This window comes from Uruburuella suis, from assembly GCF_022870845.1.
In the GTDB taxonomy this organism is placed as follows: Bacteria; Pseudomonadota; Gammaproteobacteria; order Burkholderiales; family Neisseriaceae; genus Neisseria; species Neisseria suis.
Window position 1 is genome coordinate 1,827,548 of the sequence record NZ_CP091507.1, and the last position, 14,056, is coordinate 1,841,603.

General features: G+C 47.4%; 12 protein-coding genes and 1 tRNA gene. 10 read left to right on the forward strand and 3 right to left on the reverse strand.

Annotated features, from left to right (window positions below; all coding sequences use genetic code 11):
• The first annotated feature begins 186 nt into the window (after positions 1-186).
• From LVJ78_RS08310 to LVJ78_RS08335, 6 genes are read left to right on the forward strand one after another with little or no spacing between them, the layout of a single operon-like run.
• A complete protein-coding gene (locus LVJ78_RS08310; protein ID WP_132953190.1) occupies positions 187-765 on the forward strand; it encodes a restriction endonuclease subunit S in 579 nt (192 codons plus the stop codon).
• A complete protein-coding gene (locus tag LVJ78_RS08315; RefSeq protein WP_132953188.1) occupies positions 758-3,961 on the forward strand; it encodes a type I restriction endonuclease subunit R in 3,204 nt (1,067 codons plus the stop codon). The genes LVJ78_RS08310 and LVJ78_RS08315 overlap by 8 nt, the downstream gene beginning before the upstream one ends.
• A 10-nt stretch (positions 3,962-3,971) precedes the next feature.
• Positions 3,972-4,970 carry a virulence RhuM family protein gene (locus LVJ78_RS08320; protein WP_132953186.1) on the forward strand — a complete coding sequence of 333 codons (999 nt, stop codon included), beginning with the start codon at positions 3,972-3,974 and terminating at the stop codon, positions 4,968-4,970.
• 22 nt (positions 4,971-4,992) lie between these two features.
• Positions 4,993-5,523: a RhuM family protein gene (rhuM, locus tag LVJ78_RS08325; RefSeq protein WP_207894278.1), complete on the forward strand. Its 531-nt coding sequence runs from the start codon at positions 4,993-4,995 to the stop codon at positions 5,521-5,523.
• Positions 5,510-6,733 carry a restriction endonuclease subunit S gene (locus LVJ78_RS08330; RefSeq protein ID WP_132953184.1) on the forward strand — a complete coding sequence of 408 codons (1,224 nt, stop codon included), beginning with the start codon at positions 5,510-5,512 and terminating at the stop codon, positions 6,731-6,733. Before rhuM ends, LVJ78_RS08330 begins: the two co-directional genes overlap by 14 nt.
• A 27-nt stretch (positions 6,734-6,760) precedes the next feature.
• Complete coding sequence (locus LVJ78_RS08335; protein WP_132953182.1) at positions 6,761-8,359, forward strand: type I restriction-modification system subunit M; 1,599 nt, start codon at positions 6,761-6,763, stop codon at positions 8,357-8,359.
• A gap of 53 nt (positions 8,360-8,412) precedes the next feature.
• On the opposite strand, the gene LVJ78_RS08340 is transcribed toward LVJ78_RS08335, so the two are convergent.
• A complete protein-coding gene (locus tag LVJ78_RS08340) occupies positions 8,413-8,784 on the reverse strand; it encodes a restriction endonuclease subunit S domain-containing protein (protein ID WP_132953180.1) in 372 nt (123 codons plus the stop codon).
• Positions 8,785-8,929: 145 nt separating this feature from the next.
• Between LVJ78_RS08340 and LVJ78_RS08345 the strand changes: the two genes are divergently transcribed.
• Positions 8,930-9,472, forward strand: a complete 543-nt coding sequence (locus LVJ78_RS08345; RefSeq protein ID WP_207894277.1) for a restriction endonuclease subunit S — start codon at positions 8,930-8,932, stop codon at positions 9,470-9,472.
• Here the strand turns inward: LVJ78_RS08345 and LVJ78_RS08350 are convergent.
• Positions 9,469-10,401 (reverse strand): site-specific integrase, encoded by a 933-nt coding sequence (locus tag LVJ78_RS08350; RefSeq protein ID WP_207894276.1) that lies wholly within the window; start codon positions 10,399-10,401, stop codon positions 9,469-9,471. The genes LVJ78_RS08345 and LVJ78_RS08350 overlap by 4 nt on opposite strands.
• A 571-nt stretch (positions 10,402-10,972) precedes the next feature.
• Here LVJ78_RS08350 and LVJ78_RS08355 point away from each other — a divergent pair.
• The 3 genes from LVJ78_RS08355 to LVJ78_RS08365 all read left to right on the forward strand — a co-directional run bounded on the left by LVJ78_RS08355 (position 10,973) and on the right by LVJ78_RS08365 (position 12,885).
• Positions 10,973-11,419 carry an MmcQ/YjbR family DNA-binding protein gene (locus tag LVJ78_RS08355; RefSeq protein WP_132953176.1) on the forward strand — a complete coding sequence of 149 codons (447 nt, stop codon included), beginning with the start codon at positions 10,973-10,975 and terminating at the stop codon, positions 11,417-11,419.
• Positions 11,416-12,480: an NAD(P)-dependent alcohol dehydrogenase gene (locus LVJ78_RS08360; protein WP_132953174.1), complete on the forward strand. Its 1,065-nt coding sequence runs from the start codon at positions 11,416-11,418 to the stop codon at positions 12,478-12,480. The genes LVJ78_RS08355 and LVJ78_RS08360 overlap by 4 nt, the downstream gene beginning before the upstream one ends.
• A 329-nt stretch (positions 12,481-12,809) precedes the next feature.
• Positions 12,810-12,885, forward strand: a tRNA-Asn gene (locus tag LVJ78_RS08365).
• Between the two features lie 55 nt (positions 12,886-12,940).
• Here LVJ78_RS08365 and LVJ78_RS08370 read toward each other — a convergent pair.
• Positions 12,941-13,621, reverse strand: a complete 681-nt coding sequence (locus LVJ78_RS08370; RefSeq protein WP_132953170.1) for an SIR2 family NAD-dependent protein deacylase — start codon at positions 13,619-13,621, stop codon at positions 12,941-12,943.
• Positions 13,622-14,056: the final 435 nt, after the last annotated feature.

Here is a 14,056-nt window from a genome sequence, read left to right on the forward strand (position 1 = left end):
ACAAGGCGGCGAGCCGCAGACAGTACAGATAGTACGGCAAGGCGAGACAACGAAGTTAGGTTATTTTTTTGGATTGGTATAAAATGTAATTTAAAAAAATTACAAAATAATATTGAAAACAGTAAAATATCAGCTTATGATATGGAAATTTTATGTGATTTAAAAAAATCACAAAAGGAATTTCTGATGGTAAAGCTGGAAAAATTGGTTCGATTTGCCGGTGGCTCGCCCCAATTTAGAGTGGTTGAGTCGCCCGACAAACAGGCGCCCCGTTATATCTGGTATGCGCAACATCATCTGAATGCCGATTTATCCGGCTACGAGCCCGCGCATACCGATACCAAAGCCGTATCCACCTGGAGCAAGGTTTGCACACTGGCGGCGGGGGATATTGTGTTCAGCCTGATTTCCGGCACTGCGGCAATAGTGAGCCGCCACCATGAAGGCTATATCCAAACGCAAAACTACATCAAGCTCATTCCCGGCAAGCAGCTGGATAAGCAGTTTTTGCTGTATTTGCTCAACGAAAACAAACACATTAAAAGGCAATGGGCAGCGGCCTTACAAGGCTCCAGCGTGCTTAAATACACCTTGGCACAGCTGAAAAACCTGCAAATCAGCACTTTGCCGTCGCTGGAAAAGCAAAAAATCATCGGTCAGGTATACATGATGCAGCTACGGCTGCAAGCGTTGAAAAACCGGGTGGCGGCACAAGAAACCAAAATCACATTAGGGCTAATCGAAAGCGTGGTGAATCATGAATGAACAGCAATTTGAAACCGAACTGATCCAATATCTGAGCAGCGGCGTGATCAGTCATCGCGGCAACCACTCGGACGGCGGCAACACGCTGGCCGAGCCGGCGGCGGATTATATCTATAAAACCAAGCGCTGGCGCCATCATCCCGAAATCAAAACCACCGATGATTTGTGGGCTAATTTCAAAGCCATTTTGGAGCAGCACAATCAAAACACTCTGGATCACCCTTTGAGTGTGGTGGAATTCAATCAGGTAAAAAAAATTATTTCCGAGCTGCACACGCCCTATCTGGCCGGGCAATTTCTCTACGGCTTAAATGGCGTGTCGCAAATTGAAATTGATCTGGACGATGGCCGCCATGTGTTTCTCACCGTGTTCGACCAAAAACAAGTCGGCGCGGGCGACACCGTTTATCAGGTAGTGAACCAAATCCGCCGCCCGGCCAAAATCATCGGCAAGCAAAACCGCATCTTCGACACCACCTTGCTGATCAACGGGCTGCCGGTGATTCAGATTGAAGAGAAGCGCGACACCCGCGATGTGAACGAAGCGCTCAATCAGATGCACCAATACATCGACGAAAACCAGTATCGCGATATTTTTTCCACCTTACAAATCTTGGTGGCCATCACGCCCAACAACGTCAAATACATGGCCAACACCACCGCCGACAAATTCAACAAAGATTTCGCCTTCAACTGGCAAAACCGCGACAACGCCATTGTGCGCGATTGGAAAACCTTTGCCGATGCCATGCTGAGCATCCCGATGGCACACCAAATGGCCACCAATTACATGATTTTGGACGGCACCAAAAACAAGCAGGCGCTCAGAGTGATGCGCCCTTATCAAGTGTATGCCACCCAAAAAGTCATTACCCATTTGAAACAGATCGACTTTGAATTGGGCAGCAACAAAGTGGGCTATATCTGGCACACCACCGGCTCGGGCAAAACCATCACCAGCTTCAAAACCGCCTGGCTGGCCAGCCGCATGCCGCATGTCGACAAAGTGGTGTTTGTGGTGGATCGCATCGCCCTCACCCGCCAAACCAGCGAAAACTACCAAGCCTACGACCCCGACGGCGATGTGGCCGATATCGCCCAAAACGGCATGGTGAAGAGCACCAACACCACCACCGATTTAAGCCGCAAGCTCAAAAGCCGTGGCAACGACATTATCGTAACCTCGGTGCAAAAGCTGGACACCTTAATCAAACGCAAGCACTTTCAAGCGCCCGACAAAAACATCGTGTTTATTGTAGACGAAGCCCACCGCTCCACCGGCGGAGATAGCTTTAAAGCCATTCAGGCAGCCTTCAAACGCTCCGCCTGGATAGGCTACACCGGCACACCCATGTTTGACGACACCACCAAAGGCTTGCGCACCGAAGATATTTTCGGCCCGCTGCTGCACGCCTACACCATCCGCGAAGCCATTGCCGACCGCAATGTGCTTGGCTTCAAAGTGGATTTTGAAACCACCATCGATGAAGTGCAGATGAAAAGCCAATATCTGCCCGCTTTTTATCGTGAACGCAATCCGAATTGGACGGAAGAAAAAATCCGCCAAAAAATCGACAACCTCACCCAAGAAGACATGGACGATGCCGTGGAACCGAGCTTCTACGATGAAAACATCGAGCATGTGCGCCTGGTGGTGGCCGATATTTTCAAAAACTGGCGCAACCGCTCCAACGACGGCAAATACAATGCCCTGTTCACCACTCATGTGGGCGGCGGCAAAGCCAGCACGCCGATGGCGATGATGTATTTCCGCGAATTCCAGCGCGTCAATCAGGAGCATAAGGCCGCAGGCTTGCCCACCCTGAAAGTAGCGATTACCTTCAGCCACAACACCAGCAACAACGACAATATGCTGGCAACCAATCGCGGTTTGTCAGAAGCCATGGCGGCGTATGAAGCAGAATTCGGCATCCATTTCGGCATGGATGATGTGGCGGGCTATACGCAAGATGTGACCAGCCGTCTGAACAAATCCGCCGCTGATAAAAACTTTCTCGATTTGGTGATTGTGGTTGATCAATTGCTCACCGGCTTTGATGCGCCCGAATTAAACACGCTTTATGTTGACCGCACTTTAAAAGGCGCCGGCTTAATACAAGCCTATTCGCGCACCAACCGCATTGCCGACATGAAAGAAAAACCGTGGGGGCGCGTCGTGAATTACCGATGGCCGGCACAAAACGAAAAGCTGATGAATGAAGCGCTGGCCATTTATGCCAACAAAGATTCCGCCATCTTGTCGCCCGACGAGCAACGCATAAGCAATGAAAAAGACGGTCTTTTGGCCAAGCCGTTTTATGAGCTGCTTGCCGAAGTAAAAGCCGTGGTGGCAGAGCTGGCTGAGCTGACCGACGGCTTCAACAACTTACCGCCGTCTGAAAAAGCCAAGGATCACATGGTGGAATTACTGCGTGCCTACAACAATGGCATGAGCCAGCTCAAACAATACAATCCGGAAGCGCAAGCCGGTGAAATCGGCTTTGATTACGACAAGCCCGAAGTACTGCTGGCCGCATTGGGCATGAATGCCGAACAGGAAACCATGCTCACCACCGTGCTGGCCAACGATCTGAAAGCGCATTTGGCCGAAACCCAGAAAATTCCGCTGCACCAAATCGAATTGCGCATGACCCATGTGAAAGACGTCAAAATCGACTACGACTACCTCACCGAGCTGGTGACGCGCCTGCTGAACGAAGTGCACGAGCAAAAAATGGAAGCCGCCGCACACACCCGCGAAGACATCAACCGCTTTGCCAGCGGGCTGGAAGACCGCGGCCATGCTAAAGAAATCACCAATGCCGCCACCGCCATCTATAACGGCAGCTATCAGGCTGAACACTACCCGGTTGAAAACCTAACCGAAAGCGACAGCATTATTCAGGCAGCCAATAAGATAATACTCGACCATATCCTGATTGACTTCAGAGTGAAATGGGGCATTACCGATGCCATCAACAACACCCAAATGCGCGAGATGTTTTCCCGCCACCAATACGGCATGCAAGATTTGGACAGCACCGGCCAATTGCGCGACCTGATTACCGAAGCCGGCAAAAACTACCGCCTATTGGCGCGCGAGCCGGAAATCCGCGATTTAAACAAAATCCGCTATCGCAACGATTTGCGCCAAGCCATTTACCAGCTGGCCGACGAAATGGCAGAAAACCAATAAGGAGCAAGCCATGAATAAGCAAATGATCATCTATAACACCGAAGACGGTAAAGCCGAGATTTCATTGCATTTGCAAGACGGCACCGTATGGCTAAACCAATTGGAAATCGCAGAGCTGTTTCAAACCAGCAAGCAAAATATCAGTAAACACATCAAAGCGATTTTTGCCGATGGTGAGCTGGTGGAAGATTCAACTGTCAACTATCAGTTGACAGTTCAAAACGAGGGCGAACGAAGCATTCAGAGGCAAATCGCTTATTACAATCTGGATATGATTTTGGCCGTTGGGTATCGGATACGTTCAGTGCGCGGTGCACAATTTCGCCACTATGCAAGCAATGTATTAAAAGAATATTTAGTCAAAGGCTTTGCAATGGATGACCGCCGCTTAAAAGAGTTGGGCGGTGGCGGCTATTTTAAAGAATTGCTTGAGCGGATCCGAGATATTCGCTCCAGTGAAAAAGTGTTTTACCGCCAGATATTGGATTTATTTGCAACCAGCCAAGATTACAACGGTAAGGCAGACGAAGCCAAACAATTTTTTGCCACGATACAAAATAAAATGCACTACGCCATTCATCAGCATACCGCAGCAGAGTTAATTTATGAGCGCGTGAATGCCGAACAAAATTTTATGGGGTTGAAGTTATTCAACGGCGAATTGCCCACATTAAAAGAAGCCAAAACCGCCAAAAACTACCTGTCAGAAGCGGAATTAAAAGGCTTAAACCAGTTGGTTTCAGGTTATTTGGATTTTGCCGAACGCCAAGCCGATAGACAAGCTGCCATGACCATGCACGATTGGATTGCACATGTTGACAAGGTTTTGATGGCAACCGGCGAAGTGTTGTTAACAGATAAAGGCAAAATCTCTCATCAACAAATGGAGAAAAAAGTTGAAGTGGAATATCAAAAATTCCAAGCTAAAACCCTGACTCAAGTGGAAAAAGATTATTTGGAAAACTTGAAATCCCTCGAGCAAACGGCAAAAAAAGCCAAGGGCGGATGAGTTTATAAATAAGGGGATGAAAATGAATGAAATACAATTTTTAATTTATGCTGAGGATGGGCAGACCGAAGTATTGGTTCAAGACGAAACCCTGTGGGCGACCCAAAAAAGTATTGCCGAATTGTTTTCCGTCAGCGTACCGACCATTAACGAACACTTGAAAAATATCTTTGAAAGTGGCGAGTTAGAACAAAATCCAACTATTCGGAAATTCCGAATAGTTCGCCAAGAAGCAGCAGACAGGTTACGCGGAAAATTGAACACTACAATTTTGATGCCATTATTTCCGTCGGCTACCGCCTATTTCGATTATGTAGGGCGTCTGCTGGAAGACAAACATTTATTGGGTATGCAGGATTTTGCCAGAAGCATTGATGATTTCTTAAGTTTTAACCGTTATGACATTCTGCCGCACAAAGGCAAAATCAGCCGTGAACAAGCGGCACAAAGAGCGGTTGAAGTCTATCAGGCATACAATAAGCAGCAAAAAATCACCTCGGATTTTGATAAAGCGGTGAAACGCATTCAAGGAAATAAAAATGGGAAAAAATAAGCAACAAGTGCCAAGATTACGCTTCCCCGGCTTCAATGACACTTGGGAACAGCGAAAGCTGGGGGACGTAGTGGACATTGTGGGTGGGGGAACACCTGAAACAACAAACTCAGCATACTGGAATGGAGATATTGATTGGTATTCACCTACTGAAATTGGAGCTAAAGTTTATGCCAATGGAAGTGTCAAAAAAATTACAACTTTGGGGTTAGAGAAAAGTTCAGCAAAAATACTACCTGCGAATAAAACAATTTTGTTTACATCTCGCGCTGGTATTGGAGATATGGCAATCCTTCAAAAACAAGGAGCTACAAATCAAGGTTTCCAATCTTTTATTGTACGAGATGGAATAAATATCTATTTTCTATATTCGATGGGTAAAAGGATAAAAGACTTTGCACTCAAAAATGCTTCCGGCTCAACATTTTTAGAAGTTTCTAAAAATCAATTAGTGAAAATGGACGTGTTTATGCCATCTGAAAAAGAACAAATCGCCATCGGCAACTTTTTCAGGCAGCTGGATGAGGCTATCGCTTCTCATCAGCGTAAGTTGGAGAGAGTAAAGGAATTAAAGAAAAGTTTACTGCAAAAAATGTTTCCCAAGGATGGAGAGGCATTTCCGGAGCTTAGATTCCCGAATTTTACTGATGCTTGGGAACAGCGAAAGTTGGGGGATGTGTTACAGGAAGAAAAAAGACCAGTAATTTTAATTGATGAATATAACTATGAATTGCTAACTGTAAAGAGAAGAAATGCTGGAATAGTGTCTCGAGGAAGATTGCGAGGGAAAGAAATATTGGTAAAAAATTATTTCTCAGTAAAATGTGATGATTATGTTATTTCAAAAAGGCAAGTTATACATGGGGCAAATGGTTTAGTGCCTTCAACCCTAGATAATGCAATAGTTTCAAATGAATATCTTGTTCTTATTAGTAATCATCTTATTAATACTCAATTTTTATCTTTGTTATCAGCACGGAAAGAGATGTATAAGCATTTCTTTTTGAGCTCTTATGGTATTGATATCGAAAAATTAGTTTTTGATTTTACGGACTTTAGAAAACGTAAAATTTACTTGCCTTCCCTATCTGAACAAACCGCCATCGGCAACTTTTTCAGGCAACTGGACGAGGCTATCGCTTCTCATCAACGTAAACTCGAACATATGCAAGCCCTAAAAAAGGGTTTATTGCAACAAATGTTTGTATAAACAACCAATTACACAAGAGAATTCACCATGAACAATAATTTACAAACTATTACCGCCAAGCTATGGGCCATGGCCAATGAATTGCGCGGCAATATGGACGCCTCGGAATACAAAAACTATATTTTGGCCTTTATGTTTTACCGCTATTTATCCGAACGGCAAGAAGCCTACCTGCTGGGTGGCGATGTGCTGGATTTGATGGAGGGACAATCGCTGAATGAAGCCTATAAAGCACAGGCATCAGGCGATGATCTGGACGATTACTTGCAGGATATTTCCGCCACTTTGGGCTATGCCATCAATCCGGAAAACACCTGGGCATCGTTGATTGAGAAAATCGATAACAATCAGGTAGTTCCAAGCGATTACCAAACCCTATTCGACAGCTTCAATAAAAACGCCGAGCTAAATAAAGAAGCCTATCAGGATTTCAGCGGCCTGTTTAACGACATCAATTTGGGCGATTCCCGCTTAGGCAATTCCACCATCGCCCGCGCCAAAGCATTGAATGGTATTGCAAAATTGGTGGATAGCGTGCAATACAAGGGAGATGACGGCAAAGATATTCTCGGTGAAATTTATGAATACCTCATCGGCCAGTTTGCCGCCTCGGCGGGTAAAAAAGGGGGGGAATTCTATACCCCTCACCAAGTCAGCAAGATATTGGCGAAGCTGGTTACCCACAATGTGGCGGCATCCAAACAGGCTTTTGCGGTGTACGATCCGGCCATGGGCTCAGGCTCTTTGCTGCTTACCGTGCGCGGCGAGCTGCCCGGCGGCGAAAAAGAAGGCGCCATCAAATTTTACGGGCAAGAGCTGAACACCACCACTTATAACTTGGCACGGATGAATTTGATGATGCACGGGGTGAATTATCACAATATGACCCTGCACAATGCCGATACCTTGGAGAGCGATTGGCCGGACGGCCCGGACGATAAAGGCGTGGATCAACCGCGCGCTTTCGATGCCGTGGTGGCCAATCCGCCCTATTCGGCCAAATGGGATAATGCCGACACCAAATTGAAAGACCCCCGTTTCAGCCCCTACGGCAAGCTGGCCCCCTCATCCAAGGCCGATTACGCCTTTATCCTGCACAGCATCTACCATCTAAACGACAGCGGCACCATGGCCATTGTGCTACCGCACGGCGTGTTGTTCCGCGGCGCGGCAGAAGGCCATATCCGCCAAACCGTTATCGAAAAAAATTATCTTGATACCGTAATCGGCTTGCCTGCCAATCTGTTTTACGGCACAGGTATTCCCACCACCATTCTGGTATTCAAGAAAAACCGCCAAAACAAGGATATTTTATTTATCGACGCCAGCCGTGATTTTGAAAAAGATAAAAATCAAAATAAATTAAGCGATATGCATATAGAAAAAATCATTTCAGCCTATAAAGCACGGCAAGATATTGAAAAATATGCCTATGTCGCCTCGATTGAAGAAATCAAGGAAAATGATTTCAACCTGAATATCCCTCGCTATGTGGATACTTTTGAAGAGGAGGAGCAGATTGATTTGGATCTGGTTTTGCAACAGCTGGCCGAAGACAATCGCGAAATTGCCCGGCTGGAACAGGAAATCCAGCAGCAATTAAGATTATTGGGCGTGAAAATTTAAAATTTATGCGCAAACCGCCATTGCGGGATACACCCACAATGGCGGTTTGATTTTTAAGGCTTACGTTGATGAGAAGCGATAGCCGCGTCCAGCTGCCTGAAAAAGTTGCCGATGGCAGTTTGTTCTTCAATTTGTTTGGGTACAGTTCTTTCAATATCTAAAAATTCAGATTTTTTCAAAACTCGATTTCTCCCTGCACCACCTGGTGAAGCAAGCATCAAATCACTTTTAAATCTTTTGTCATATATTAAATTCTTAAAGAAAGTAGGTGAGTATTGATTTTTGAATTTATATTGAGGAAATCTGTGCGAAACCAGCTTTCCAGCATCTTCAGCATCGGTTACAGCCAATGCCAACTCCCAAGCAAATGTTATGTTAATAATTAAATTATCCGTTTCTACCTTGAACATAGTATCAACTGCCAACCCTGAGCCTGCCTCTACCTGCTCATGGAATGTGCCTTTGCCGTGACTTCTTATACCTAAACGAATATATGAGCCTGAGGGCTTCGGAACTGGAATTTGATTTATTTCTAGAATTTCCCCCAGCTTTCGCTGTTCCCAAGTGTGTGTGAAATCATTCCCGAAATTTAAACGGCAAAAGACACACGCTTGGGAACAGCGAAAGCTGGGAGAGGTAATAAATGTTTGTTCAGGTAGAGACTATAAACATCTATCCGATGGAGATATTCCTGTTTATGGAACAGGTGGATATATGTTAAGTATCAATGAAGCACTTTCTTATCTCGAAGATGCAATTGGTATTGGTCGAAAAGGGACAATTGATAAACCTTATATTTTGAAAGCACCATTTTGGACTGTGGATACCTTGTTCTATGCACTACCAAGAAAAAATAATAATCTGGATTTTATGTTTTCAGTTTTCCAGAAAATTGATTGGAAGAGCAAAGATGAATCAACAGGTGTTCCGAGTTTATCAAAAGCTACGATTAATAAAGTTACTTCTTCAATGCCATCTGAACAAGAACAAACCGCCATCGGCAATTTTTTCCGGCAGCTGGACGCGGCTATCGCTTCTCATCAACGTAAGCCCGTGTATAAAAAAGCGTCAAAAATAAAGCAGGCGGACACAATATCCGCCTGCTGCCGCTAGCAAAGTCCGGCCAAATGCCGCATCACAATATCGGTGTCCTGATTTTCAAGTTCCTGAATAATATGGATATAAGTGTGTTGCGTAGTGGTCATGCTTGAATGCCCCAGCCGTCTGGCCACGCTGGCAATCGACACACCGGCAAAAAGCAGTAATGAAGCATGGGTATGTCGCAGACCGTGAATGGTAATGGCGGAAACATTGGCTTTGTGGCATAAGCGCGCCAAGATGCCATTGATAGTGGAGTTGTAAATCGGGTTTGGATGGTGAAATACCGGCTGCTCCGGCGGCAGGTTTTTCACCAGCTGTGAAAACTGGATTACGGTTTGCCAATCAATCTGGATTTTGCGCACCGATGAACGGTTTTTGGTGGGCGAAAAGCCGCCTTTTTCCTTGTAATTCCAAGTTTTATTCACTTGCAAGGTTTGGTGCGCAAAATCAAAATCGGCCGGCGTCACAGCCAAGGCTTCTGAAAACCGCATCCCCGTTTTGGCCACCAGCAGAATAAACCAGTCCCAATTCAGCGTTGGCGATAAATTCAAGCTATTCAGTAAAGCCTGTAGCTCAAACTGATTAAGGTATTTGATTTTTTTGCCTCTCGGTGTTTTGCCTTTGATAATGGCTTTGCGACTCGGATCGCTATCGAGCAAACCGTCATCCACTGCATCGAGAATGGCGCCTTTGAGCTGATGGTGAAAATCCAGCGTGGTTTGCCGTTCGTGCGTTTGCGCATAATCATTGAGCAATTTCTGATAGGCAATCCGAGTGATATCGCCAATACGCAATGTGGGGGCGAGCGTTTTGATCCAATGCTGCGTGGCGCGGTATTTTTTCATCGTGACCAAACGAATCGCGCCTTCTTTATAAGTTGCCACCCAAGTATTGAAATAATCGGAAAACAGCGGCGAATTGAGTTGTGATTTTTTCATCATAAAATCCTTTTGGGTTTACGCCTCGTAATTAAGGCAATAAATTATAAAAAGATTTTTTTCAGTATTTTAAAAATACAAAAACAATTTTTAAAGCTGAGATGCTCTTTTTGAAGATGCCGTCTGAAACTGCACTGAAGATCCAAATCATTAAACATATGGGAATTATTTCTTATTTATTATGCAAGCCACTGCTGGCGGCCATGCTCTATTACGGTGAACCCACAGATGGCAAAGCACCTGATATTTTGTTTTTTTCAATGGCAACTGTGGCTATGCTAAACACTTTGCCGTAATCAACACGCAATAAAGCCGTTTGATTTCGCCATAATGAAAAATGACGTTTATAATCAAGAAGAACGTAAATCTGCATAATGTCTAAACACGCAAACCATACCCGCCGCCGCGCCGAAAATCGGCACTAAATGTTCAATATCCAGCAACGGTTGCACACATTTGGGCGGAACGCTGGGTGTAATATCCCACTCAAAACACAAAATATCCGACAACAAGCCGAGAGTAGCTCTGCGCGTGCAACAAGGCCGTCTGAAACCATCCATAAAAAGAGCGTAGAATGAAGCGACAAAGCCTGATTGAACATATTAAAAACCGCTACGGCATAGCGCCCGAATATTTATGGGCGGCCACGCCCGATTATGCGGTGTTCCGCCACGGTGCGGGGCGCAAGTGGTTTGCGGTGCTGGTGGCCATTCCTGCCGGCAAGCTCGGTTTGCCCGGGCAGGCGGTTATTGATGTGTTGAATGTGAAAGCCCGCCCCGAAATGGTGGGCGCTTTGCGGCAAATGCCGGGCATTTTTCCGGCTTGGCACATGAATAAGGCGCATTGGCTCAGCCTGCCGCTTGAAGGCGGACAAAGTGCGCAAAGCATTCAAGATTTGCTTGATGACAGCTATTTGCTCACCGCCAAGCCTGCTCAAAAATCAGGCCGTCTGAAAAGCGGAAAAAGCCTTTCAGACGGCCTCATCCCAAATCCAACCAACCATCGAAAGGAAACATCATGAGCATCAAAGTGCGCGGCTATGCCGCCCAATCCGACTCTTCCCCTTTGGCACCGTTTGAATTCGAGCGGCGCGAAGTGCGCAGCAACGATGTGGAAATCGACATCGAATATTGCGGCGTGTGCCATTCCGATTTGCACCAAGCGAAAAACGACTGGGGCTGGAGCCATTATCCGATGGTGCCCGGCCACGAAATCGTGGGGCGTGTGCGCCGCGTGGGCGCGGGCGTGAGCAAGTTTAAAGCAGGCGATTTGGTGGGCGTGGGCTGCATGGTCGATTCCTGCCAACATTGCCACCCGTGCGAGCAGGGCTTGGAGCAATATTGCGAAAACGGCAACGTGCAAACCTATAACGACACCGACCGCTTCGGCGATAATCTGCCCACTTACGGCGGCTACAGCGACACCATCGTGGTAACGGAAAAATTTGTGGTGCGCGTGCCGGAAAACCTCGACACCCAAGCCGTGGCGCCGCTTTTGTGTGCCGGCATCACCACTTATTCGCCGCTCAAACATTGGAATGTGCAAAAAGGCAGCAAAGTGGCGGTGGTGGGCTTGGGCGGGCTGGGGCATATGGCGCTGAAATTGGCGCATGCCATGGGCGCGGAAACCACCCTCTTCACCCGCTCGGCCGGCAAAGAAGCCGATGCCTTATCGCTGGGCGCGGATAAAGTGGTGTTGTCCACCGATGAAGCGCAAATGCAGGCCGTGGCCAATTATTTCGATGTGATTATCGACACCGTGCCCTACAGCCACGATTTAAACCCGTATATCAACACTTTAGCGCTGGATGGCGCATTGGTGCTGGTGGGCTTGGTGGGCGATTTGGAATCCACCCTCAGCACCGTGCCGCTGATTCTCGGCCGCCGCAGCGTGGCCGGATCGCTGATCGGCGGCATCGCCGAAACGCAGGAAATGCTCGATTTTTGCGGCGCGCACAATATCGTGCCCGAAGTGGAAATGATTGATATCCAACACATCAACCAAGCCTACGAGCGCCTGCTCAAAAGCGATGTGAAATACCGTTTTGTCATCGACATGAAAAGCCTGAAGCAAGCCGGCTGATGCGCTTTTGCTGTAATATTTTCAGACGGCCTGAAGAAAATGCAAGCCGCTCCTTTAGGATCTGTTCACAATTCATCCGCGAGTAAGACTTTGAGGCAAAAGCGTGGATGCAAGGCGAAAAGCACAGCAAGGTTGAACACCTTGCGAGCATTTTCAACGCAGCAGGCGCGTTTTTGAGCCAAAACATTGCCGCGTGATGAAATGTGAACAGCCCCTAAGGCCGTCTGAAAATAAATTATTCGAATATTCAAATTATTGCTGCGTTTACGCAAAAAACTTTACCGCCAAGTATTGACACTTTCCGCCGCGCGGCTATAATGCACGCTTCTTCCCTGATAGCTCAGTCGGTAGAGCGACGGACTGTTAATCCGCAGGTCCCTGGTTCGAGCCCAGGTCGGGGAGCCAAATTTAAAGCCCAAACTTTTGTTTGGGCTTTTTTCTTATGTCTGCAAAGCTGTTTTCAGACGGCCTGGCGGATTAAATTGTCCACCAGCTTCGGCACGCCTTCTTTGGCTTTTTCGGCCATCACTTCCACGCCCGGCAAGCGCTGCGGCTGCGGGTCTATCAGATAAACGGCGGCTTGGTGCGGCGCAAATTGCAGCAGCGAAGCGGCGGGATACACTTGCAGCGAAGTGCCCACCACCATCACCACATCGGCATCCTCCATTTCAGCCAGCGCCTGCCCAAACAGCGGCACTTCTTCGCCAAACCAAACAATATGCGGGCGCAGCGGCCGGCCTTGGCTGTCGGCATCGGCAAGGGTTTGATCGCCTGTCCACTCGATAATCTCGTGCTCATCCGCGCTGCTGCGCAGTTTGTTTAATTCGCCGTGTAGATGCAGCACCCGGCTGCTGCCGGCGCGTTCGTGCAGATTGTCGACATTTTGGGTGATAATCTGCACATGGTAATAAGGCTCGAGCCGCACCAAAGCTTTGTGCGCGGCATTGGGCTCGGCCTCAGCGGCTTGGCGGCGGCGCTGGTTGTAGAAGTCGAGCACCATTTGCGGATTGCGCGCCCATGCCTCGGGCGTGGCCACATCTTGCACGCGCTGCCCTTCCCATAAGCCGCCGGCATCGCGGAAAGTGTTTAAGCCGCTGTCGGCGCTGATGCCCGCGCCGGTGAGGATGATGCATTTTTTCATACCATTTCTTTCCTTCTATTCACTTTCAGACGGCCTTCACTTTCAGACGGCCTGATACCCATCCTAAAAAAACAAGCTGGAAAAATAAAAGCAGTTTGAGCGCACCATCTGCGCAGTTGGGCCATCGGCCAAAGCGATGTGCGTGTTTTGTTCTGCGAACAAGTGTCGGATGCGAGCATCCGACCTACGGGCTGCTTTCAGACGGCCTCGTTTATATCAGGCCGTCTGATACCAATCCAAAAAAATAACCTATTGATTCGGCAATTAAATATTGAACATTTTCAGATGCCGGCAAACAAGCCTTTGGCTTGTTGCCCTCTCCCTAGCCCTCTCCCACGGGAGAGGGAACAGGTTTCTGCTGCGGGCAAGAGGATCTGAATATTCAATAATTAGTTGCCGCATCTATAACTTCGTTGTCTCGCCTTGCCGTACGTG

Excerpts from the sequence above, each read along its gene's own strand:
- LVJ78_RS08310 (WP_132953190.1), top strand. The coding sequence starts at position 187 with ATGGTAAAGCTGGAAAAATTGGTTCGATTTGCCGGTGGCTCGCCCCAA.
- LVJ78_RS08315 (WP_132953188.1), top strand. The coding sequence starts at position 758 with ATGAATGAACAGCAATTTGAAACCGAACTGATCCAATATCTGAGCAGC.
- LVJ78_RS08320 (WP_132953186.1), top strand. The coding sequence starts at position 3,972 with ATGAATAAGCAAATGATCATCTATAACACCGAAGACGGTAAAGCCGAG.
- rhuM (WP_207894278.1), top strand. The coding sequence starts at position 4,993 with ATGAATGAAATACAATTTTTAATTTATGCTGAGGATGGGCAGACCGAA.
- LVJ78_RS08330 (WP_132953184.1), top strand. The coding sequence starts at position 5,510 with ATGGGAAAAAATAAGCAACAAGTGCCAAGATTACGCTTCCCCGGCTTC.
- LVJ78_RS08335 (WP_132953182.1), top strand. The coding sequence starts at position 6,761 with ATGAACAATAATTTACAAACTATTACCGCCAAGCTATGGGCCATGGCC.
- LVJ78_RS08350 (WP_207894276.1), bottom strand. The coding sequence starts at position 10,401 with ATGATGAAAAAATCACAACTCAATTCGCCGCTGTTTTCCGATTATTTC.
- LVJ78_RS08355 (WP_132953176.1), top strand. The coding sequence starts at position 10,973 with ATGAAGCGACAAAGCCTGATTGAACATATTAAAAACCGCTACGGCATA.
- LVJ78_RS08360 (WP_132953174.1), top strand. The coding sequence starts at position 11,416 with ATGAGCATCAAAGTGCGCGGCTATGCCGCCCAATCCGACTCTTCCCCT.
- LVJ78_RS08370 (WP_132953170.1), bottom strand. The coding sequence starts at position 13,621 with ATGAAAAAATGCATCATCCTCACCGGCGCGGGCATCAGCGCCGACAGC.